The organism is Blautia sp. BIOML-A1, from assembly GCF_009883055.1.
GTDB lineage: Bacteria > Bacillota > Clostridia > Lachnospirales > Lachnospiraceae > Blautia_A.
Genome location: NZ_WWVR01000020.1, coordinates 1 through 20,482, shown reverse-complemented (window position 1 = coordinate 20,482; position 20,482 = coordinate 1). Strand labels below are relative to the sequence as shown.

Genomic DNA, 20,482 nt, shown 5'->3' with positions numbered 1-20,482 from the left:
CATTTTAAAATGGCAAAGGCTAAGTTTGAGAGAACAAAACCGCATTGTAACATTGGTACCATCGGACACGTTGACCATGGTAAAACAACTTTAACAGCAGCTATCACAAAAGTTCTTGCAGAAAGAGTTGAAGGTAACTCTGCTACAGATTTCGAGAACATCGATAAAGCTCCAGAAGAAAGAGAGCGTGGTATCACAATCTCTACAGCACACGTTGAGTACGAAACAGAGCATAGACATTATGCACACGTTGACTGCCCAGGACATGCTGACTACGTTAAGAACATGATCACAGGTGCAGCTCAGATGGATGGTGCTATCCTCGTTGTTGCTGCTACTGATGGTGTTATGGCTCAGACAAAAGAGCACATCCTTCTTTCCCGTCAGGTAGGTGTTCCGTACATCGTTGTATTCATGAACAAATGCGATATGGTAGACGATGATGAACTTCTTGAACTGGTTGAGATGGAAATTCGTGAACTTCTTTCCGAGTATGACTTCCCAGGAGATGACATCCCGGTTATCCAGGGATCTGCTCTTAAAGCACTTGAAGATCCGGCTGGCCCATGGGGAGATAAGATCATGGAACTTATGGATGCAGTTGATAAATACATTCCGGATCCACAGCGTGACACAGACAAACCGTTCGTTATGCCTGTAGAGGATGTATTCTCTATCACAGGTCGTGGAACAGTTGCTACTGGTAGAGTAGAAGCTGGTGTTCTTCATGTATCTGAAGAAGTTGAAATCGTTGGTATCAAAGAAGAAACACGTAAAGTTGTTGTTACAGGAATCGAAATGTTCCGTAAACTTCTTGACGAAGCTCAGGCTGGTGATAACATCGGTGCTCTTCTTCGTGGTGTTCAGAGAAACGAAATCGAGCGTGGACAGGTTCTTGCTAAACCAGGAACACTTACATGCCATACAAAATTCACAGCTCAGGTTTACGTTCTGACAAAAGATGAAGGTGGACGTCATACTCCATTCTTCAACAACTATCGTCCACAGTTCTACTTCAGAACAACAGACGTAACAGGTGTTTGCAACCTTCCAGAAGGAACAGAAATGTGCATGCCTGGAGATAACATCGAAATGACAATCGAACTGATCCACCCAATCGCTATGAGCCAGGGTCTTACTTTCGCTATCCGTGAAGGTGGACGTACTGTAGGATCAGGACGTGTTGCTACAATCATCGAGTAATCACTGACTAATATATATTGAGTACCGCAAGGTACATTGTGTCCAAACGTAAGATACCCCGGAACCGTAAGGTTTCCGGGGTTTTTCTGTTGAACAGAAGATTAAAATAAGGCTGTAAAGAATAGCGAATAAATTAAAAACAGGCAGGTATGGGAAGAAAATGAAAACCTTCGCATATCTGCCTGTGATACTGTTATGATACTATTTCTGTTCGTTATTGGAAAATTTCTGTGTTAAAAGTTCATCTCGTTTACGGATTCGTGTCTCAAAATCCAGTTCTTCAATTTCTTTATGGGTGACGGGTTTGGAAGTGTAGTATTCCAACGTCTGTTTCTTCCACATATCAAACATATCTTTACCTGTGAAATAAGATTCCAGGCTTTCTCTGTTCTCCTGCAGATCGGCAAGAAAATTACACATATCTGCATTTAAAGAGTGTTCCGGATCATTTCCATAAAAGCGAAGTCCGGCATACCATTTCTGTGTTTCTGTTTCTATATCACCGGGAAATTTATTATTTATATCCAGTTCATACCGGAGTTCATTGGATTCATTCATCTGCAATAAAACCCAAATAATATCGCTGAGAGTAGAAATCTGTACTTTATTTTCAGATAATCCAAATAACCAGTCCAGTGAGACATGAAATTTCTGAGCAATAGTCAATAACACATCATTGGAGGGAGTAACCACACCATTTTCATAACTGGATAAAGTTGACTGACGTATACCGATAGCTGCGGAAAAGTTTTTCTGATTCATCTTCAGATCAGTTCGCAGCTCTTTTATTTTTTCTGAAATAGATGATTCCTGCATATTATCCACCTCCTTAAAAGCTATGATTAGTATATCACAAATGATAAAAATCAACAATATAGAAAAATATCATTCATACAGATAAAAATTATTGACAATGATTATTTAAAATGATATAGTATCAGTGAAAATGATAATTATAGATAAGGAGGAAATGATATGCAGAGACAGAACTATATGATTACAGCGGAAGAAGTTGCAGAGAGCATGGGGATTTCACTTGGATATGCTTACAAACTGCTTCGCAAACTGAACAAAGAGCTTGCAGATCAGGGATATGTAACCGTTTCGGGCAAGATACCGAGGGCATTCTGGGAAAAGAAATTTTATGGATATTCCCAGATTGCAATGTAAGGGGGTGAGAAAGTATGGCAGCATACAAAGATGAAGAAAGAGGAACCTGGTATGTTTCATTTTATTATGAGGACTGGACAGGAGCCAAAAAGCGAAAAGTAAAAAGAGGATTCCGCACTAAGAAAGAAGCATTAAATTTTGAAGCGGAGTATAAAAGAACAGCGAAAGCAGACATGGATATGACAATGGGAGAGTTTGTAGAAGTCTACTTCCGAGACAAGTCTCAGTCATTGAAGGACAGGAGTATCAAGAACAAAAGAGATACGATGAATGCTCAACTGTTACCGTATTTTAAGGACAGACCGATGAACAGTATCACACCAGCAGAGATTATCCAGTGGCAGAATATGATTATTGAAAAAGGATATTCAGATGATTATCTGAAAACAATACAGAATCAGATGACGGCATTGTTCAATCATGCGAAGAATATCTACAATCTGGCAGATAATCCCTGTGACAAAGTAAAACGTATGGGAAAGACTTCAAAAAAGAAAATGAAGTTTTGGACAATTGAAGAATATCGGCAGTTTATGACCGGAATCGAACCGGGAAGCAAATATTATGTGCTGTTTGAATTATTATTCTGGACAGGAGCGAGAGAAGGCGAAGCACTCAGCATTACACCTGCTGACATTGATTTTGAAAGGAATCTACTTCATATCAATAAAACTTACTACCGTATGCATGGAGAGGACGTGATTACATCTCCCAAAACAGAAGAATCGAACCGTACGATTTCCATACCGGAATTTCTGAAAAAAGAGATTCAGGACTATATTAGCAGACTGTATGAGTTGCCCGAAGATGAACGGATTTTTCCAATGGTTCATGAAGCGGTACAGCATAAGTTAAAACAGGTGGTTCAAAAGACCGGAGTAAAAAAGATAAGAGTACACGACATTCGTCACAGTCATGCGGCATTTCTGATTAATAAGGGAGTGCAACCATTGATGATTAAAGAAAGGTTTGGACATACGGACATTCGCATTACATTGAATACTTATGGGCACTTATATCCAGATCAGCAGAAAGTGGTGGCAGATATGCTGGATGATGAAAATATAAAAAGCTCCGGAAGTACGAACAACCGGAGCAATGTGACAAATGGGGACGAATCCACAAATGTCAACCCTAGACAAGTTGATTATAGCAGGGATTCTTCCAGAGAACAACAGAGAATTGGCGAGAACAGTTGGGAAAATGGAGGAATTTATGGAACAGAGAAATGAGAATAAAACAGAATTGAAAATGATAAAGATGTCAGATGTCCAGTCTCAGACAGTGGACTGGCTCTGGTATCCATATATCCCTTATGGGAAATTAACGATCATTCAGGGTGATCCGGGCGATGGAAAAACTACGCTGATATTAAATATTGCAGCGAGATTGTCTAAAGGAGAAGGTCTGGATAACGATATGAAAGTAACAGAACCAGTAAATATTATTTATCAGACAGCGGAAGATGGGCTGGCAGATACGGTAAAACCCAGACTGGAGCTGGCAGAAGCGGTCTGTGAAAGAATCATGGTTATAGATGAAACAGAAAAATCACTTTCCATGATAGATGAGAGACTGGAAACTGCTATCAAACGGACTGGTGCGAGAGTGCTTATTTTAGATCCGATTCAGGCATACCTTGGAGGAACAATGGATATGAACCGGGCAAATGAATCAAGGAATATGACAAAAAGATTGAGCTTGCTGGCAGAAAAGTATAAATGTGCAATTTTATTAATCGGACATATGAATAAAGCTGGTGGAAATAAAGCTGCATATAGAGGAATGGGTTCGATTGACTTTTTTGCAGTAGCCAGAAGCGTATTACTGGTAGGAAGAATAGAGGGAGAACCGGACTTAAGAGCAGTGGTTCAGATTAAAAATAATCTGGCTGCATTTGGACATTCCAAAGCATTTCGCCTGACAGAAACCGGATTTGAGTGGATAGGTGACTATGAAATCACAGCAGATGAGGTGCTTGGTGGAATTGCTCCAAAGGCAAATAAACTGGAACAGGCAAAAAAGATGCTGAGGGAACTGGCAGAAACATCAACTTCTGTGCAAAGCAGTGAAATCTTTGATATGGCAGAAGATTTGAATATTTCTAAAAGAACACTGGAAAATGCAAAAAAGGAACTTGGAATTAAGGCAAGACGAATCGGTAATTCATGGTATTGGGATTTAGATAAAGTTAAGCCGGAATAAATTAAGGGTGCAACATTGCAGAGTATATAGAAAATGCGGAATTAAAATGCAAGGTTGCAATCTGTAAAGACATTGTAGTGTTGCGTCCTTACATAAATTGTAAGAAGGTGAGAACTTGAAAAACGTTATGATTCCAGAGGAGTTATTTGGAAAGATTATAAAATATCATTTACTGGATCAGGAACAGGAAGCAGATGATATAAGAAAAGGTTTAGAGAAAAAACTGGATGCAATGGTAAATCGTGAGGTATACAGTAAATCCAAAACTGCACCAACAGAAGAAGAACGGGAAAAGTTCCGGCAGGAGTATCTGGACAGAAAAGGAATGCAAGAGAGCTTTCGATGGTAACAGTTCTTATTGACTATCTTTTTACAGGAGCGTGTCACGCACCTGTGAGAAGTAAACAAGGAGAAAGTTGGTAAGGTGCAGACGGAAAACTATGGCTGGAATGTGAGATTACTGTAAATTTGATAGTTGTGAAGAAGGGAGAAAGATATAATGAAACAGGGAAGATTAGGATATAACAGCAGTAATGACAGATATGGATTGTTGGCATCAGACTTATGGATTGATACGGGATTTCACTGTGGAGAAGGTCTTGAGGTGCTGGTTGATGATAAGTGGGTACGGACAAGAATGGAGATGAATCCGGCAAGAGAATGGTATCTGGTGGGAACATCATATTGCGGAGATCTGGAATATGTACAGGCAAGAATACCGGAATAATTTGATTGGATAGCCCCCGGCAGGGCGCAAGGGTACTTTTGATGGACGGTACGGCTGTCGAAAGTGCTTTTGCGTTACTTTTGACAAAAGTAACAAAACCGCCGTATCCGGCGAAAGTTTCTTAATATCGCCATGACTGGCGTAAATAAAAATTATGTGTCATATCTGGCACTTGCTCAGAGAAGAGGTGAGAAATATTATGATAAAACGAACAATTAGCGGTATGATTGGGAAAGGCTCTCTGGCTCATAACAGGAGAGAGTTTTTCGCAGAGAATGTAGAACCGGACAGAGTACAATTAAATATTTGTTACCAGAATGAAAATCTGAAGGAAGTCTATAAAGAGTTATTTGATGATGCTGTGGGGAGATACAACATCGGAAAAAGAAAAGATCGGCAGATTACAAATTACTATGAAAAAATCCGGCAGGGAAAACAGGAAAAATTGTTCCATGAAGTGATTTTCCAGATTGGAAATCGAGAAGATATGGCTGTCGGAACAGCAGAAGGAGGTCAGGCTGTAAAAGTACTGGATGAGTATGTAAAGGACTTCCAGAAACGGAATCCAACGCTACGGGTATTTGGTTGTTATCTACATCAGGATGAAGCTACGCCACATCTACATATTGATTTTATTCCTTATGTAACTGATTGGAAAGGAAAAGGAATGGACACCAGAGTTTCGCTGAAACAGGCATTAAAAAGTCTTGGATTTCAAGGTGGGAATAAGCATGATACTGAGTTAAACCAGTGGATGAACCATGAAAAAGAAGTTCTGGCAGGGATTGCAAAACAACATGGCATTGAATGGGAACAGAAAGGTACTCATGAGGAACATTTGGATGTTTATAACTTCAAGAAGAAAGAACGAAAAAAGGAAGTACAGGAGCTGGAGCAGGAGAAAGAGTATCTAACTGCAGAAAATGAAGAACTGACAGCACAGATTGCGGAATCCAGAGCAGATATCCAGATTTTAAAAGACGATAAGGAACAGGCAATTAGGGAGAAGCAAGAAGCAGAACAAAGGGCAGAGGACGTAGAAAAAGAACTAAAAAGTCTGGAAGATCGACGGAATGTGCTACAACCAATTATGGATAATGCCAGTAAGGAAATAAAAGAATATGGAATGATTAAGACGTTTTTACCGGAGGCAGGAACATTTGAACGTGCAGTACCTTACAGGGAGAATAAAATCAAGCCATTGTTTATCAAGATGAAAAATCAGATTGCTGCATTAGCTGGAAAGGTTGTAGAACTTAACAAAATGGTAGAAAGTTGGAAAAATAAATATCAAAAATCTGTTGAGGAATGTGATAATATCCAGAAACAGTTAGACGATGTACGTAAGGAAAATGGAAAATTATCAAATGATAATCAACGTTTACAGGAGACTTCGGACAGATATGACAGAGTGGTGCGTATTCTGGGAACAGAAGTTGTAGAGGATGTAGTGCAGCAGGATATTAAAGAACAAAAGGAATTGGAAGAGCAGCGTCGAATGGAACAAATGCCAAAGGGAAGCGTTCTGAAACAGTTGGAATGGGCAACTCAAAAGAGCCAGATTGAAAACCAACAACGTAAGAAAAATAAAACAAAATACAAAGGATTGGAGATTTAGACTATGAAAAAACAGATTTATGATGAGAAAAATGGAATGAGCTATACGTTGCATGGAGATTACTATTTGCCGGATCTGGTTTTAAGAGAAGAAGAACCGACATATGGAAAATATGGAATGTTACGAAAGCAGTTCTTAAAAGAACACAGATCAGCAAGATATCAATACATGTTATTGACCGGAAAATTGAATGAACATCTGAATCAGATCGATCAGGAAGTCAGAGAACAGGTGGAAATGCTTATGAAACAGATGGTAGAAAAACAGGGTGTAACTGAAGAATTAAAGGTACAGGATCAGATGAAGTGGGTTAGGTTAATGAATAATATAAAAGCCAGTGCAGAAGAGATTGTATTGAAAAACCTGGTATGTGTGTGATTGTAAGTGACAGTCGATAAGATTGCCCTTTTACACTTTTGTATATATTAGAATAGCACTTTAGAAAGCACTATGGTAAAATAAAGTGAAGGTAAATCGAAAGTTACCGAATTAAGTTAATCGTGCCATATGGCTTGGTTATCAAAACAAAGATAAAAACGCAACGTGCATCTTTGATGTGCCAGAGCCGGTAGGTAGCCCGGCCGTCCTATGTAAATAGGGTAAGTAACCTGCCCCTCCGGGTTGTCCATTCTTTGCCCAATAAATTTTAGGAGGGATTTTTATGGACAAAGTAAATGGAAAACTGACGGTATATTTTGAAGAACCATTTTGGGTAGGTATATTTGAGCGTATTGAAGATGGAAAATTATCTGTGGCAAAGGTAACATTTGGTGCAGAACCAAAAGATTATGAAGTGCAGGAATATGTTCAAAAATACTATTTTGGTTTGAAATTCAGTCCAGCTGTTGAAGCTATTGTAAAGGATATAAAAAGAAATCCGAAACGGATGCAGCGTGCAGCAAAAAAACAGATACTGGAAACTGGCATTGGCACAAAATCGCAACAAGCGTTGAAATTACAACAGGAACAGAACAAGCAGGAGCGTAAAGAAAAAAAAAGAAAGAAAAAAGAGGCGGAAGAACAGCGAATGTTTGAACTAAAACAGCGAAAGAAAAGAGAAAAGCATAAGGGACATTAAAAGTCCTTTGGGCTTTTTCTCAAATTCGGGATTTGAAGGTATAAACAATGAGGAAATGTGAAAAGTGTGGAGCAAGTATGAAATTAGATTTAAGACTTAAAGTTAATGGCGGTGGCTATGGGATGGTTGTTCGTGTAGATGAAAAACAAAAGGCGACAACTATAGATGATGTTAGAGTTGCAGTCTGCCCAGAATGTGGCTATACAGAAATGTATTTAGAGGATTTAACGAAATTGAAATCTTAAAAGACAACTTTCAGATTTTTAGAATTAAGAAAAACGGAATTTAGGGAGGGGTCTATAATTGAAATTAGCAGATTTAGCAACAGGTTCTGATTGGATAGTGTGGATTGTCTTTGTAATATTTGCTGTACTTTCTATAGTTTTACTTTCTGGACACGGAAGCTGGTTTATTTCTGGATATAATGCAGCTTCAAAAGAAGAAAAGAAAAAATATGATGAAAAGAAGTTATGCAGAACAATGGGAGTTGGAATGTCTATTATAGCAATTCTTGCATTAATTATGGGCTTGCTTGAAAATATTTTGCCTGCATTTTTTGTATATATTGCATTGGGAATCATTGTAGTTGATGTCGTGGTTATTATCATTTTAGAAAACACACTATGCAAAAAGTAATAACTTCTGGTTTGAGGAATTGACTGAAAGGAAGGCATTATATGTTCTATATTTATATTATTTTTGACTTTGCAATGGCAGTGATTATGCTTTTATTTGGAATATGGTTTTATAGGTCAAAAGGACAAGCATCCAAATTCTTGTCTGGTTATAATATGAAATCAGCAGAAGAACGAAAAAAATATGATGAAAATGCTATGTGTAAGGCATATGGGAAGAGAATGATGTTTATGTCAATTCCTTTTATTGCTGGAATGATTATAGATATTTGGCATATAGGAATCGGTTGTTTAATTGCATGGGTGATATGGTTTGTTATGTTTATTCTGCTGCTTATGGATAGACATAAAAGAGAAGGTTAATTTATAGAGGAATAGAATGCTTTTGGGGTGAAAATACCGTTTATTTGTTTTAGACATACGATGTCCGGTTGAAAATTAGCGGATTCTCGTTTTATGTCGTGGTAATTTTGATACATATTGGTAAGCTGTAAGTGGAAGAGAGGTAGAGACATGGACACAAAAAAGATTGGAGCTTTTTTAAAGCAATGTCGTAAAGAAAAGAATCTTACGCAAGAGCAGCTTGCCGAGAAGTTTGAGGTATCTGCAAGAACAGTTTCCAGATGGGAAACAGGAATAAATATGCCGGATCTCAGTATACTTGTTCAACTTGCTGAATACTACGATGTTGAGATGAGAGAGCTCCTGGATGGAGAAAGGAGCCAGACTATGAATAAAGAGATGAAAGAAACACTGGACAAAGTTGCGGTGTATGAAGGATGGGTGAAACAAAAAGCATTAAAGGCTGGAAATCTTGCATTTGCATCAATGTTTGTGATTGGTGTGTTAGCGATTATTATTCAGATGCTATTAATGGTGGATACTCGTTTGGTTTTGGGAGAGATAGTAACTGTCTTAGTAGGAGGAATCCTATATGTAGCTATTATGGTGTATAATGGAATATGGGATAAATGCCTGCCAAAAAGTGCTGTTATATGGCGGAATTTTCTCACCAGTGTAATATGTGCAGGAATTTTTACAGTCATCTATGGTACATGTTTATTTAGAATGGGAGCTACAGAAACACAGATAACACGATTGGCATTGGGATTTCTGATAGGTATTACTATTGTGTCATTTATTATTCTTAGGACCTTAGCATTTATTAATCGAAAAAGAAATCAGAATTCACCAAATGTTCAGGAGAGAAAAGAAACTTCCCAATCTAAGACAGAATGGACAAAAATTTATAATGCACAGAATATAGTAGAGACAGAACAACTTGTAGAAATGTTAAAGCAAAATGGAATAGCAGCTTTTTCACAGGAAGCAGGTGCGAATGTTGCAATGCATGGGGCACCTGGATTTGGAATATATGGTGTGGATATATTCGTGAAAACCGATGATGCAGAGAAGGCAGTACAGCTGATTAAGGAGATTAATAACCAAGAGAATGAAGAAAATTTTGTCAAGCGTTTTTGAAAATGTCCTAAAATAATTGAAGTATTAGCCCCGGCTTTTTGCTGGGGCTTGTTAAATTGATTCGTTTCATTCCTCAGGCAATTTTTGTATCTTGATCATTCTGGTGGTGTTCTTGCTGTTTGACAAACTTTCCAAACTGTTGGCGACGCCAGGGATGATTCATTGGTGGAATGCGGGGCTTCTTTGGTTTTGGCGGAGTATAGTCTATATCTAAGTCTTTTGATTTTGTTTCGTGCTCGGGTATTTCTTCCAGTGCGTAGATGTCTTTGTCATTTACACAGCAGTATTGACTGCCATCAAAAGCCTGAATAAACATTACCTTTGTTCCTTTTCGGTAGTGGACCTGATTGCCTCTGCTGTCAATCATACGGTAGTATTTATTGGAATGCCTTAAACAGTGTCCGGTATCTACCGTTCTTTCGCATAAAACTGCAAGAATCAGGTTAATTTTTTCAATTTGGGGTTGCACTTCGAACACAGACTTGATACCATGAATGGGAAGGGAAAACTTCTCATTGAATTCCTTTATGTAGGAGTTTAGGAATTCATTGGCAGCGTCTATGGTCGTTATGCCTGCAAGTCTTAACTCGACTGGCAGGCGCGACTGTAGCGTCTGGTTCAGGCGTTCTACACGTCCTTTTGCCTGAGGCACACTGCTTGATCCCAGTTCAACCCCCAGCTGTTTACAGGCATAGGCAAACTGTGTATAGGTATCCTCATCGATAGATGGGGAGTTTTTCTTTTTATAGGTGAAAACAGTACGGCGGTCTGTAAAGAACTTGTAGGGGATACCGTAAGTTGTGAGGATCTGATGGAAAACGTGGTAATAGCCATTCAGAGTTTCCTGGGTATCAAACCAACCGCCGGTAATCCTTCCTGTAGCATCATCTATAGCCAGATGCAGATGCCATATCTGACCGGGGATCCATTCGTAGGGAGTTGCGTCCATTTGCTGCAGTTCACCGAAATAAGCGGCTCTGGGACGGCGGGAATGGGCGTCCTCAAGAGCAACAAGATTAATCTGTATCTGATCCGCTTCTTTCTGAGATTTCGCTGCTTTTTTATCGGCTTTTAATTGTTCTTTGATTCTCTTTTTCTTAGCTTTTGTAGCCTTGGGAGAGAGAATGTATTCAGCTTCGAGAATAGACATAACCGCTGAAGGGGAGATGTGGATATCTTCATGTTTTCCTAATAACTCAGTGAAATGCACAAAATTGGCATCATAGTATTTGTTGCGGTATAAATCGACAACAAGATTACGAGTTTCATTGGGGATGGTATTGGCTGGCTTACGTCCTCTGTTGCCATGGATAAAATAGGCTTTGCCATGCTCTTTGTAGCCTTTAAGCATACGGTTAATGTGACGTACAGTACAACCGAGAGTAAGGGCAGCTCTCTGCTTGTTAGGGGCTGGATGATCTGCCAATGATTTGATCACCTCATACTTCTTTTGTTCATCCATTGATAATTCTACCTTTCTGATAATCGTTACCTCCATCTGTTGATGGAAGCATTATACTACATTGGGACATTTTCCTTTGTGGTATATTAGGACATTATCATAAATGGTTCATATAATAACCAAGAGAATGAAGAAAATTTTTGACATTTTCACACATGCGTGCTAATATGATTATAGATAAAGAGTGCTACCGATAGACGGTTAGTCCGATATATGTTTTGACAAAAATTGCCGCTTAGTTTACCAGACCAGGGCGGCTATTTTTGTGGTTTATTATTATCCTTGCCAAAGGTATATCCAAGACCAAAGCAGGTTAAGCCGAAGCTCACTACTGCTATAAAATCAACAATACTCATGGCTTAGCCCTCCTTTCCAGTGGATTCTCTTTCGAGTTTCTATGTAATCAGAGGGTCACAGTCCCTCTGCTGAAGGACTAACCGCCTACCGTTATGATAGCACCCATGATGTAAATTATAGCAGTCAGGGACATTGTATGCAATAAAAAAATACGAAACATAAAAGAGGCTGTAATGAAGATAAAAGATGTTGAAAAACGAACTGGAATTACAAGTTATAATATCAGATTTTATGAGAAAGAAAATTTATTAATTCCGAAAAGAAATCCTGTAAATGGATATCGTGAATATACAGAGGAAGATATTCTTTGGTTAAATCGTATAAAAATGTTAAGGATGTTAGATATTCCGGTTTCAGATATTAGAAAAATTTTATATGAAAAGGAAGCATTAACTAGTGTTTTAAATACACATTTGCTTAAAATTAAAGAAGAAGAAAATAGACTTAGGCAGAATTATTTTTTATGCGAAGAGTTGATAAAAATGGATATGAGTGTGACTGATTTATCAGAAGAGATGTTAGATAAAATGATATCAGGAAAAGAGGAATATATTTACCAATTGGAGAGAATAAAACGGCAGGACAGGATACAAAAAATTTTCGATATTTCTAAATTAATTGTTTGTATTGTAGGGGGAGTAATTGCTGTCATTATGTGCGTGCAATTATATTTGGAATTATGTAATACATATATGAGTGCTCCGTTTAAAGTAATAACTTTTGTTTTGGGTTTGATTTTGGTTGTTTCAATATTACGGATTATAGTGTGTAATGAAACAAAATAAGAATGCGAAGATATTTTTGAGAAAAAGAGGACAAATAGAAAATGTTCTCTTTTTTTCTTGACCTTAAACTTCCTCTAAGGTGTATATATAAGAAAAACAGGGAGGCGAGAGATATGTATGTAAATGTAGAAAATGTAAATTTTGCTTATGATAAGAAGCCAATATTACATGATATTAATTTTGGAATGAATAAGGGAGAGATAACAGGCTTAATTGGTCCTAATGGCGCAGGAAAATCAACAATGCTAAAACTCATGATAAAAAAAATGAAACCTAATAATGGTAAAATTATTATTGGTGATAATGATATATTTTCTATTAAAAGAGAGAATAATCCTGTGACGTTCATTCCAGATATTCCAGTGTACTATGAAGAGTTGACTGTTTGGGAGCATCTTCAGTTTATTAAAGCACTGTACCCTGAGAACTCAGTGACAGTTGATTCATTAATTCGAGAATTTAATCTTAATCAGCACCTTAACAAAATTCCATTAGCACTTTCAAAAGGAACGTTGCAGAAACTTATGATTGCACTTGCATTGTTGCGGCAATACGATGTGCTGCTGGCAGATGAACCGTTTAATGGGTTGGATCCAGCACAAACATATAAATTCAAAAATACTTTAAAAAATTTGAAGAAACAAGATAAAACGATACTCATATCTACACATTTACTAAGTTTGGCTGAAGATTTTTGTGACAGATATATTTTTTTATATGATGGAAGAATAGTTGAACAAGGAACAAAGGCAGAAATATTACAAAAGCAGCAGATGAATAAGGAAACTTCGTTGGAACAAATATATATGTCCTTAATTGGTGAGGGAGAGCATTATGCAGGAGTACAGAAAACTGTTATGTGTGAATAAGATTAGAGAAACTAAAAGATTAATAGAAAATATGCTGATACCTATATTGTCTTTGGTAGTTGCGGCAGCTGTTGTTGGATATCAAATTGTGATTAATTTTTTTCCAATAATTCGGAAAATAAATGCATGTAATCTTCGAATATGTTATCTGGTATTTGGATTTTTGATATTATACTCGTTTGGCGTTTGTTTTATTAATGTTAAACCGGCAATTATAATAAAACCGGTATCATTATTTTTTATTCAAGAGAAAAAGATAAGACAAATGATATCAATAAAATATATAGGGTTAACCTTAAAGGACATTATATTTTCAATCATTCTTTCAGCTTGTATTAATGGCATTCATTTGAATAGAAATTTTCTATTTATATTACTCATAATATTTTTGTTATTAAATACAACCAATTTAATGAAATGGAAAATATATCATGCAAATCAAAGAAGAGATATTGGAATATGGCTGTTATTTAGTATAATCTTGGTAATATCGCTTAAATATTTTTTTATGTGCATTATAGATATAGGAATATGGATGTATATGCTAGTTTATGATTTTGGTGTTCTGGAAATAAATGCTTTAAAGTATGAAGATGAGATGCAATTTTTGGAAAAAGTACGTATTGCTCAAAATTTTAATAATACTGTATTGTTAGATCAATATGCAAAAGAAAAAATGGTGAGATATTTACAGAGAAAAAATAAAGTATCCAATTTTTTATACTACTTTCCATTGATATGGAAAGCTCAAATATCTATTTATAGATTAGGCAGAAATTGGATAATAATGGGAATGATTTTGTTTACGATATGTCTAGGAATTTATAAAATGCCTTTTTATTGGACGCTGCCATTTTTACAGCAAGAAGAAATACGTTATATGTTGTTGTTAGGCAGTATATTTGCCGTTTTTCGATTGACTTTACGGAGTATGGTTCAACAGTTGGATAGTATTCTTGAAAAAGCCACAGATGGTCTATTTATTCCTATATCGGAAAATCGAATTGTGAAACAGTTTATGGTGATACCAATTACAATTGTTTGTGGCGAAGGAATTATAATGGCTTTTGTTGTAAACAGCAGTATAGCGCAAATACTGTTAGGGTGTGCAATACTTATATGTGCGACAGTCCTGAATCTCTGGCTAGAAGTGAAATATAAAAATTTTCTGGTGAAAAAGGATTTTATTTTAAGTATTGCTGTTTTCTTAGGAGCATTGATACTTACCAAATAGATAAGAGATATCATAGTGAGAAATGAAGTCGCTGTGATACCATTTTGATACTAAAAAATGCAGAGAATAGAAATATAGCTTGGAAAATCCACAACACAAGAAAATATGGACACGGAAATCACAGAAAATAATGGAATTTTAAGAACCTCACAAACGTGAAGGTGGACGTACTGTAGGATCAGGACGTGTTGCTACAATCATCGAGTAATCACTGATTAATATATATTGAGTACCGCAAGGTACATTGTGTCCAAACGTAAGATACCCCGGAACCGCAAGGTTTCCGGGGTTTTTCTGTTGAATAAAAAATAATAATGGCTTCTGAATAATTCAGAAGCCATTCAAAAAAATAAATTTAATAAATTTCATGGTTGACCCTATTTTGACCTTGCTTTTTTCAGAAATGAGAAGATTATAAAATTAATTGACCTTTATTTTTTACGAAGTTTATCATAAAAATTCAGATAATCAATAAACAGTGTCTTTTCAGATTCGTTGTGGCAATGTAAAATGTCTATGACAAAAGATGGTAGAGATGTTTCTACAGTTTCATAGTCTTGTCCTTTAATTAAATAATCTAAGCTGCAGTAAAGATGGTTACTTAGAAGAACCTGCATGTCTATAGAAATTCCTGTAATACCACGTTCGATCTCTGAAATATGTTTTGCTGTAGCTCCTACTAGATCAGCTAGTTGAGCCTGTGTCAAATGTTGTTTTTTTCGTAGCGCGGCTACACGTTTTCCAATGCTTTCATTAGAAATAGGATTCTCCATATAATCAACCTCACTTTCTCTAATAGTATAGAGTAAAAATGAATTAGGATATTCAACTTTGATTCGTCAATATCTAATAGAAAAATCATAAAGTGGGTTTACCTATATAAATGAACGGGATATAATAAAATATAGTTTTAGTTATATATACATGGGAGGTTAAAAGTGAAATGAAAAGAAAAGTAATTTGTATACTGATGTCGTCAATTCTTTCTCTATCATCTGCACAGGTACAAACAATATTTGCTGAGGAAATGACTATTACAGACGGATTGTCAGAATCAGAAAATTCAGATGTGATTGAGAATGAGAATTTACAAATAGAAGATCAAACAGAAACGGTTGATGCAGATAATGAAACAATTCCAGATTGCATAGAAAATCAGGAAGTGGAAGTATTACAAAACGACTCAGAGTTTTCTGATGGAGCTTCGGAAAATACAGAAGGATTGAAAGAATTTTCCGAAAACAATACGAGAGTGACACAGAGTGAGTATAATGGATTTTTGTATGATATTACGGATGAAAATGAAGTTACAATAACAGGATATGATGGCGATGTTGAAAATGGACTTATTATTCCAGACACAATTCAGGATTATCCTGTTACTGAGATTGGAGATTCAGCATTCGCAGGAAAAGATATTAAGGGAGAATTAAAGCTCCCTGAAAAATTGAAACGTATAGGAGAATATGCATTTTCTGGTTGCTATAATTTAACAGGAAATTTAGAATTCCCATCTACATTAAAACAAATTGGTCGAGATGCATTTAAAGGGTGCAGTGGCTTTACTGGTAACCTGATTCTGCCGGAAGGCTTGAAAACAATTGGAGAAGAAGCTTTTTACAGATGCACAGGATATTATTATGACGAAGAGGAAGAAGAAAATGACAAAGGATTATCTGGCAAATTAACACTACCATCTACAGTGACTGACATTGGTGATAATGCATTTAATAGTGGTTCAAGTTTTGATGTTACGGAATCAGGCTACATAAATTGTAACAGATATTTTACAAGAGTAGAAAATTATTCCAATACTCCATTGAATATGAATCAGATAATGGGTGACTGGTATGATTTGCAAGGCCAAAAAATGTTTACAGAATCAGATAATTATTTAATAAATTCTACCGCTGTCTTTGTCCCATATCTGATGAATATTGCAGGAACTCCCGATTATGTAAGAGTTGGTGAAAAAAGAAAGATAAATTATATGTTTTATCCTGAAAAATTGGATGCTGAATGCCCTTTATTCGTGAAATTTAGTAGTAGTGATTCGTCAGTAGTGTCAGTTGATGAACAAGGATACATTATTTCTAAAAAGCCAGGAAAAGCTACGATTACGGCAACTGATCTGACGGGACGGAGTGATTCTGAATCAATAACTGTGGTCGAAACTAAAGCAGAAGTAAAAAAGGGTAATATAATATGGTATATTCCAGAAGAAATTGGACTGGGTTACCAGATTGGGACTTTGAGAAGCGAAAGTTGTGGAGGAATTAGCATTGCCAAAGTGATAAATTTGCCGTCTGACACTATAGGAAAAAAATTACATTTTAATACGGACAGTTCAAAATGGGGATATGGCGATGATTATCATTTTACAGGACCACATGCAGGCGATATGGATTCGACTATATATGATACGTCGGCTGCTTTTGTACATGCATATTATGATACTGCTACTTATCCGGGAACAGTATCGTTTCGGTTAAAATTGGGAGAGGATACTACACAGGGATGGGTTGATAGCCAAATAGTTGGTGATGTTTATAAAGTAAAAATAAAAACTCCTACAATAACAGTTAATGCACCAAGTACTGGAGTTGTTGGCGATTCGTTTACGCTAACTTCTACATTACAGGATACAGCATTAAAAAATGAATTGATATCTAAGTACATAATTGGAAATAGATTTTATCATACACTGGTATATCAGCCAACATTTGAAATTATACAAGGTGCAGACTTGGTAGCATGTAGTGATGGGAATTTTTCACATATGTTGACAGCAACTGAGAAAATATCTTTTAAAAAGGCTGGTACTGTAAAAATTAGAATAAAGTATAATCCAGTTTTTCTTTGCAATTGGTGCGAAGAAAACGGCAGAGAGAGTTATTATGTGCCTGAGAAGACGATTACGTTAAAAATAAAACCTGCTACAACTTTGGGAACAGTCAAACTGGGAACAGTAAAATCAGCCGGTTACAACAAACTTTCTTTGACATGGTCTGCCGTTCCGGATGCAACAGGTTACAGTGTTTTTCGGAAAAACGGAAATCATTGGGAGAAAATAGCTACTACATCCGAAAATTCATATAAACATATTTCATCCAAAAAATTTCCAATAAAAACGGGAGTTACTTATATGTATACAGTAAGAGCGTATAGAAAATCTGGAAAATCAATAATTTATGGTAACTATGATAAAAATGGAATGAAAGGAAAAACAGTTGCAGAGAAACCAGTGCTGACTTCAATTTCGTCTCCAGCGTATAATCAAGTTAAGATAACTTGGAAGAAAGCAACTGGAGCGACAGGTTATATTGTTTATCGTAAAAACAGTAAAGACAGATGGGAACGTCTTGCAGTATTAAAAGGGAATATGACGTCTTATACCCAGACATCTTCAAAAGATTTTCCAATTGTATTGGGAAGAACTTATACCTATACAGTTCGGTCTTATACTTCTACAGAAAAAACATATGGACTTTATGATTCTAGCGGAAAGAAAATTCAGGTTACGCTTGCAGCACCACAATTAGAAACTGTAAAAAGTGTTTCTTCAGGATTAAAAATCCAGTGGAAAAAGGTTGCAGGAGCTTCTGCTTATGTTGTCTATAGATGTGAAAATGGAAAGTGGGAACTGTTAACAAGAACGAAAAGACTGTATTATATAGATTCAAAAGCCCAAAAAGGTATTACATACAGATATGCGGTAAAAGCTTATAGCACTGTTGATCGAAAAAATATATATAGTAGCAAGTCTAATACGAAAAGTGGTCGTTATTAGATAAGCATTGTAGAAAGATTGAATGAAGTAATTGTTTATAAGTTGATCAATAAAACGCCAGCGATTTTTGAAATATTTAGGAATCTCTGGCGTTTTTTATATACAAATTATTATTTTTTATGCCTAGAAATGAAATCTCTTACAGAGTCAGCAGGGATTTTCCAATGTGATCCTAATTTAAAGGCTTCAATTTCGCCAGACCTCATAAGGCGATAGGCGGTTGATTCTGATATCATAAGGTGTTCACAAAGTTCTTCAAGGGTAATAAGATCATCTGCTATATTTTCGTGTGTCATTTTTCGGTATTCTCCTTTATATGTTTCTTTTTACTGGTATGTTAAAGAAATATTTTTTATTAAAAGTACAAATAGCATGATAAGCTGCTCAAGATAGAATGAATGAGGAGCAAATGCAAAACGGTCCCAACTAACGTATTCTTGTATATAATAATAGAAATAAATATACAGATTTAGACAAGGTATGGTAGCAATAAATAATATTTATAACCTTAAGATTATGATAAAGAGTAATACAACATAAGGAATAGTATTAAAAATTAAAAAATGACAATAAATACCAACATATAAATAAAAAAATTAGAAGGAGAGTACCGATGGATAATATAAAGATTATGAGAAATATGGTATCTGTTGTAGATGAAAAACGTAAGAGTCGCAAATTTCCCCTAAGTGATACAGAATTTGTAAAAATTAATAATGTAAGTAAGCAACTGGGATTTAAGAAGCCTCGCGATTTAATGGTGTATCTTTGCTGCGGTGAAAACAGTTTTATAGAAAAAATGGCTGAAAATGAAAGAGCGCATTTTGCTATTCTATTAAATCCATTGGCTACTGCTATAAATAAAATTGAGTCAGGAATTGATATTGAAAATTCACAAAAACAGTTAATAGACGAAGGGAAAAAATTATGCCGAACTTACAAGTTGTAAATCAAGTAAAACATGATTTTGTTGCGTATAATAACTTGCTTTATTATGTAGCGCGACCAGATAGATGTAGAAATCGTATGATTGGAATGACAAATGTATTTTTTGATTTTAGTGAAGCACCGAAAAATCTTGTGAATAAGCAAGTGCAGCGTTTTAGAGAGTATCATTCGGTCAACAGTCGGTACGCAATACATATCATTGTATGTTTTTCACCTGATGAAGTAGAATATCTCAGCTGTAATAGAGTTTTGGAAATTGGATATTTTCTTGCAGAAACAGAATTTAAAGACTGTATTTGTTTCTTTGCAGTTCACGATCATTCTACATATGAAGGGACAAATAAAGTGTATTTACATCTAGATTTTATGTTAATTCCCTTTAGCATTTATGATGGACGAGGATATGATTGCGGAAAAGCTGGATGGTATAAGATTGCGAATGATATTAAAGAATATTTGAAAAAGTTTATGCCATCATCTGTTATTTCAACTCATATTATATTTCCTGGCAGAAGGGAGAAAAATGATTTGTTTAATGAGATCTGACTGGAAACATAGATAAGCTTTAATAAGGTGTAAGAAAAAGAAAATATGGTTGCATATTATATCTGTGTATGAAGAATATATTGGTTGATAGTGGAAAGGAGGTGGAACTTTATGAAGGCCAGATATTATGAATACTCTATACAATATAAGCACAGAAAATATCGGATTCTTACACCACAATCATTGCCGGATGAAATGTATTTGTGCTGTAACTACTATAAAAATAGTGATTCAGATTACATAGACGGTGATCGTTATACATTTCAGTCATTGCGTAATGCAGCGGTTACGCTTGCTTTAACATAATATATAGCAAGAATTCTCCTTCCTCTACAGGTGGGAGATGAATTGCAAAAAATAAAAAAGAACACTT

Annotated in this window: 24 protein-coding genes; 20 read left to right on the top strand and 4 right to left on the bottom strand. The window is 36.0% G+C overall.

The features are described from left to right. Window positions 1–9: 9 nt before the first annotated feature. Entirely contained in the window at window positions 10–1,203 is a 1,194-nt protein-coding gene (gene tuf / locus GT674_RS10210) for an elongation factor Tu (protein ID WP_161285596.1), read from the top strand. Window positions 1,204–1,404: 201 nt separating this feature from the next. Here tuf and GT674_RS10205 read toward each other — a convergent pair whose 3' ends face one another. Continuing rightward, a complete protein-coding gene (locus GT674_RS10205; RefSeq protein ID WP_227097291.1) occupies window positions 1,405–2,019 on the bottom strand; it encodes a helix-turn-helix domain-containing protein in 615 nt (204 codons plus the stop codon). A 159-nt stretch (window positions 2,020–2,178) separates the two neighbouring features. Between GT674_RS10205 and GT674_RS10200 the strand changes: the two genes are divergently transcribed. The 12 genes from GT674_RS10200 to GT674_RS10145 all read left to right on the top strand — a co-directional run bounded on the left by GT674_RS10200 (window position 2,179) and on the right by GT674_RS10145 (window position 10,118). Further along, window positions 2,179–2,373, top strand: coding sequence for a hypothetical protein (locus GT674_RS10200; protein WP_008373524.1), 195 nt, complete (start codon window positions 2,179–2,181; stop codon window positions 2,371–2,373). A 14-nt stretch (window positions 2,374–2,387) separates the two neighbouring features. Beyond that, window positions 2,388–3,605, top strand: coding sequence for a site-specific integrase (locus GT674_RS10195; RefSeq protein WP_161285595.1), 1,218 nt, complete (start codon window positions 2,388–2,390; stop codon window positions 3,603–3,605). After that, complete coding sequence (locus tag GT674_RS10190; RefSeq protein WP_173792152.1) at window positions 3,577–4,578, top strand: AAA family ATPase; 1,002 nt, start codon at window positions 3,577–3,579, stop codon at window positions 4,576–4,578. Before GT674_RS10195 ends, GT674_RS10190 begins: the two co-directional genes overlap by 29 nt. 115 nt (window positions 4,579–4,693) lie before the next feature. After that, a complete protein-coding gene (locus tag GT674_RS10185; RefSeq protein ID WP_330412578.1) occupies window positions 4,694–4,927 on the top strand; it encodes a complexin-2 in 234 nt (77 codons plus the stop codon). 150 nt (window positions 4,928–5,077) lie between these two features. Continuing rightward, window positions 5,078–5,305: a DUF5348 domain-containing protein gene (locus GT674_RS10180; protein WP_008373529.1), complete on the top strand. Its 228-nt coding sequence runs from the start codon at window positions 5,078–5,080 to the stop codon at window positions 5,303–5,305. A gap of 199 nt (window positions 5,306–5,504) precedes the next feature. Next, on the top strand, window positions 5,505–6,923 hold the full coding sequence (locus tag GT674_RS10175; protein WP_276513514.1) for a plasmid recombination protein: 1,419 nt from the start codon (window positions 5,505–5,507) through the stop codon (window positions 6,921–6,923). A gap of 3 nt (window positions 6,924–6,926) precedes the next feature. After that, entirely contained in the window at window positions 6,927–7,301 is a 375-nt protein-coding gene (locus GT674_RS10170) for a TnpV protein (protein ID WP_161285592.1), read from the top strand. A 283-nt stretch (window positions 7,302–7,584) separates the two neighbouring features. Next, window positions 7,585–8,001 carry a YjdF family protein gene (locus GT674_RS10165; protein WP_161285591.1) on the top strand — a complete coding sequence of 139 codons (417 nt, stop codon included), beginning with the start codon at window positions 7,585–7,587 and terminating at the stop codon, window positions 7,999–8,001. Window positions 8,002–8,048: 47 nt separating this feature from the next. Continuing rightward, complete coding sequence (locus tag GT674_RS10160; RefSeq protein ID WP_008373560.1) at window positions 8,049–8,246, top strand: zinc ribbon domain-containing protein; 198 nt, start codon at window positions 8,049–8,051, stop codon at window positions 8,244–8,246. Window positions 8,247–8,304: 58 nt separating this feature from the next. Next, on the top strand, window positions 8,305–8,637 hold the full coding sequence (locus GT674_RS10155) for a DUF3784 domain-containing protein (RefSeq protein WP_161285590.1): 333 nt from the start codon (window positions 8,305–8,307) through the stop codon (window positions 8,635–8,637). Window positions 8,638–8,678: 41 nt separating this feature from the next. Beyond that, window positions 8,679–8,999, top strand: a complete 321-nt coding sequence (locus GT674_RS10150) for a DUF3784 domain-containing protein (RefSeq protein ID WP_008373564.1) — start codon at window positions 8,679–8,681, stop codon at window positions 8,997–8,999. A 150-nt stretch (window positions 9,000–9,149) separates the two neighbouring features. Continuing rightward, window positions 9,150–10,118: a helix-turn-helix domain-containing protein gene (locus GT674_RS10145; RefSeq protein WP_161285589.1), complete on the top strand. Its 969-nt coding sequence runs from the start codon at window positions 9,150–9,152 to the stop codon at window positions 10,116–10,118. 73 nt (window positions 10,119–10,191) lie between these two features. Here the strand turns inward: GT674_RS10145 and GT674_RS10140 are convergent, their stop codons facing one another. Beyond that, a complete protein-coding gene (locus tag GT674_RS10140; RefSeq protein ID WP_161285588.1) occupies window positions 10,192–11,580 on the bottom strand; it encodes an ISNCY family transposase in 1,389 nt (462 codons plus the stop codon). Window positions 11,581–12,110: 530 nt separating this feature from the next. On the opposite strand from GT674_RS10140, the gene GT674_RS10135 reads away from it, so the two are divergent. The 3 genes from GT674_RS10135 (at window position 12,111) to GT674_RS10125 (ending at window position 14,825) form a co-directional block, all read left to right on the top strand. Beyond that, on the top strand, window positions 12,111–12,722 hold the full coding sequence (locus GT674_RS10135) for a MerR family transcriptional regulator (RefSeq protein WP_161285587.1): 612 nt from the start codon (window positions 12,111–12,113) through the stop codon (window positions 12,720–12,722). Between the two features lie 113 nt (window positions 12,723–12,835). Beyond that, window positions 12,836–13,591 carry an ABC transporter ATP-binding protein gene (locus GT674_RS10130; RefSeq protein WP_161285586.1) on the top strand — a complete coding sequence of 252 codons (756 nt, stop codon included), beginning with the start codon at window positions 12,836–12,838 and terminating at the stop codon, window positions 13,589–13,591. Further along, on the top strand, window positions 13,557–14,825 hold the full coding sequence (locus tag GT674_RS10125; RefSeq protein WP_161285585.1) for a hypothetical protein: 1,269 nt from the start codon (window positions 13,557–13,559) through the stop codon (window positions 14,823–14,825). Before GT674_RS10130 ends, GT674_RS10125 begins: the two co-directional genes overlap by 35 nt. A gap of 431 nt (window positions 14,826–15,256) precedes the next feature. Here the strand turns inward: GT674_RS10125 and GT674_RS10120 are convergent, their stop codons facing one another. Continuing rightward, window positions 15,257–15,598 (bottom strand): helix-turn-helix domain-containing protein, encoded by a 342-nt coding sequence (locus GT674_RS10120; protein WP_161285584.1) that lies wholly within the window; start codon window positions 15,596–15,598, stop codon window positions 15,257–15,259. A 170-nt stretch (window positions 15,599–15,768) separates the two neighbouring features. Here GT674_RS10120 and GT674_RS10115 point away from each other — a divergent pair, with 170 nt between their 5' ends. Next, entirely contained in the window at window positions 15,769–18,615 is a 2,847-nt protein-coding gene (locus GT674_RS10115) for a leucine-rich repeat protein (RefSeq protein WP_161285583.1), read from the top strand. 110 nt (window positions 18,616–18,725) lie between these two features. Here GT674_RS10115 and GT674_RS10110 read toward each other — a convergent pair whose 3' ends face one another. Continuing rightward, the gene (locus GT674_RS10110) at window positions 18,726–18,911 is read right to left on the bottom strand and encodes a helix-turn-helix domain-containing protein (RefSeq protein ID WP_161285582.1); all 186 of its coding nucleotides are present in this window, start codon (window positions 18,909–18,911) and stop codon (window positions 18,726–18,728) included. A 317-nt stretch (window positions 18,912–19,228) separates the two neighbouring features. Here GT674_RS10110 and GT674_RS10105 point away from each other — a divergent pair, with 317 nt between their 5' ends. From GT674_RS10105 to GT674_RS10095, 3 genes are all read left to right on the top strand, one after another. Continuing rightward, on the top strand, window positions 19,229–19,564 hold the full coding sequence (locus GT674_RS10105) for a hypothetical protein (protein WP_161285581.1): 336 nt from the start codon (window positions 19,229–19,231) through the stop codon (window positions 19,562–19,564). Next, complete coding sequence (locus GT674_RS10100) at window positions 19,543–20,109, top strand: hypothetical protein (RefSeq protein WP_161285580.1); 567 nt, start codon at window positions 19,543–19,545, stop codon at window positions 20,107–20,109. Before GT674_RS10105 ends, GT674_RS10100 begins: the two co-directional genes overlap by 22 nt. A 111-nt stretch (window positions 20,110–20,220) precedes the next feature. Next, window positions 20,221–20,415: a hypothetical protein gene (locus GT674_RS10095; protein ID WP_161285579.1), complete on the top strand. Its 195-nt coding sequence runs from the start codon at window positions 20,221–20,223 to the stop codon at window positions 20,413–20,415. Window positions 20,416–20,482 lie beyond the last annotated feature (67 nt).

Coding starts and splice junctions, on each gene's coding strand:
- GT674_RS10095 (WP_161285579.1), top strand. CDS start 20,221: ATGAAGGCCAGATATTATGAATACTCTATACAATATAAGCACAGAAAA.
- GT674_RS10135 (WP_161285587.1), top strand. CDS start 12,111: ATGAAGATAAAAGATGTTGAAAAACGAACTGGAATTACAAGTTATAAT.
- GT674_RS10160 (WP_008373560.1), top strand. CDS start 8,049: ATGAGGAAATGTGAAAAGTGTGGAGCAAGTATGAAATTAGATTTAAGA.
- GT674_RS10100 (WP_161285580.1), top strand. CDS start 19,543: ATGCCGAACTTACAAGTTGTAAATCAAGTAAAACATGATTTTGTTGCG.
- tuf (WP_161285596.1), top strand. CDS start 10: ATGGCAAAGGCTAAGTTTGAGAGAACAAAACCGCATTGTAACATTGGT.
- GT674_RS10130 (WP_161285586.1), top strand. CDS start 12,836: ATGTATGTAAATGTAGAAAATGTAAATTTTGCTTATGATAAGAAGCCA.
- GT674_RS10105 (WP_161285581.1), top strand. CDS start 19,229: ATGGATAATATAAAGATTATGAGAAATATGGTATCTGTTGTAGATGAA.
- GT674_RS10180 (WP_008373529.1), top strand. CDS start 5,078: ATGAAACAGGGAAGATTAGGATATAACAGCAGTAATGACAGATATGGA.
- GT674_RS10125 (WP_161285585.1), top strand. CDS start 13,557: ATGCAGGAGTACAGAAAACTGTTATGTGTGAATAAGATTAGAGAAACT.
- GT674_RS10200 (WP_008373524.1), top strand. CDS start 2,179: ATGCAGAGACAGAACTATATGATTACAGCGGAAGAAGTTGCAGAGAGC.
- GT674_RS10190 (WP_173792152.1), top strand. CDS start 3,577: ATGGAGGAATTTATGGAACAGAGAAATGAGAATAAAACAGAATTGAAA.
- GT674_RS10110 (WP_161285582.1), bottom strand. CDS start 18,911: ATGACACACGAAAATATAGCAGATGATCTTATTACCCTTGAAGAACTT.
- GT674_RS10145 (WP_161285589.1), top strand. CDS start 9,150: ATGGACACAAAAAAGATTGGAGCTTTTTTAAAGCAATGTCGTAAAGAA.
- GT674_RS10195 (WP_161285595.1), top strand. CDS start 2,388: ATGGCAGCATACAAAGATGAAGAAAGAGGAACCTGGTATGTTTCATTT.
- GT674_RS10205 (WP_227097291.1), bottom strand. CDS start 2,019: ATGCAGGAATCATCTATTTCAGAAAAAATAAAAGAGCTGCGAACTGAT.
- GT674_RS10175 (WP_276513514.1), top strand. CDS start 5,505: ATGATAAAACGAACAATTAGCGGTATGATTGGGAAAGGCTCTCTGGCT.
- GT674_RS10150 (WP_008373564.1), top strand. CDS start 8,679: ATGTTCTATATTTATATTATTTTTGACTTTGCAATGGCAGTGATTATG.
- GT674_RS10120 (WP_161285584.1), bottom strand. CDS start 15,598: ATGGAGAATCCTATTTCTAATGAAAGCATTGGAAAACGTGTAGCCGCG.
- GT674_RS10140 (WP_161285588.1), bottom strand. CDS start 11,580: ATGGATGAACAAAAGAAGTATGAGGTGATCAAATCATTGGCAGATCAT.
- GT674_RS10170 (WP_161285592.1), top strand. CDS start 6,927: ATGAAAAAACAGATTTATGATGAGAAAAATGGAATGAGCTATACGTTG.
- GT674_RS10165 (WP_161285591.1), top strand. CDS start 7,585: ATGGACAAAGTAAATGGAAAACTGACGGTATATTTTGAAGAACCATTT.
- GT674_RS10115 (WP_161285583.1), top strand. CDS start 15,769: ATGAAAAGAAAAGTAATTTGTATACTGATGTCGTCAATTCTTTCTCTA.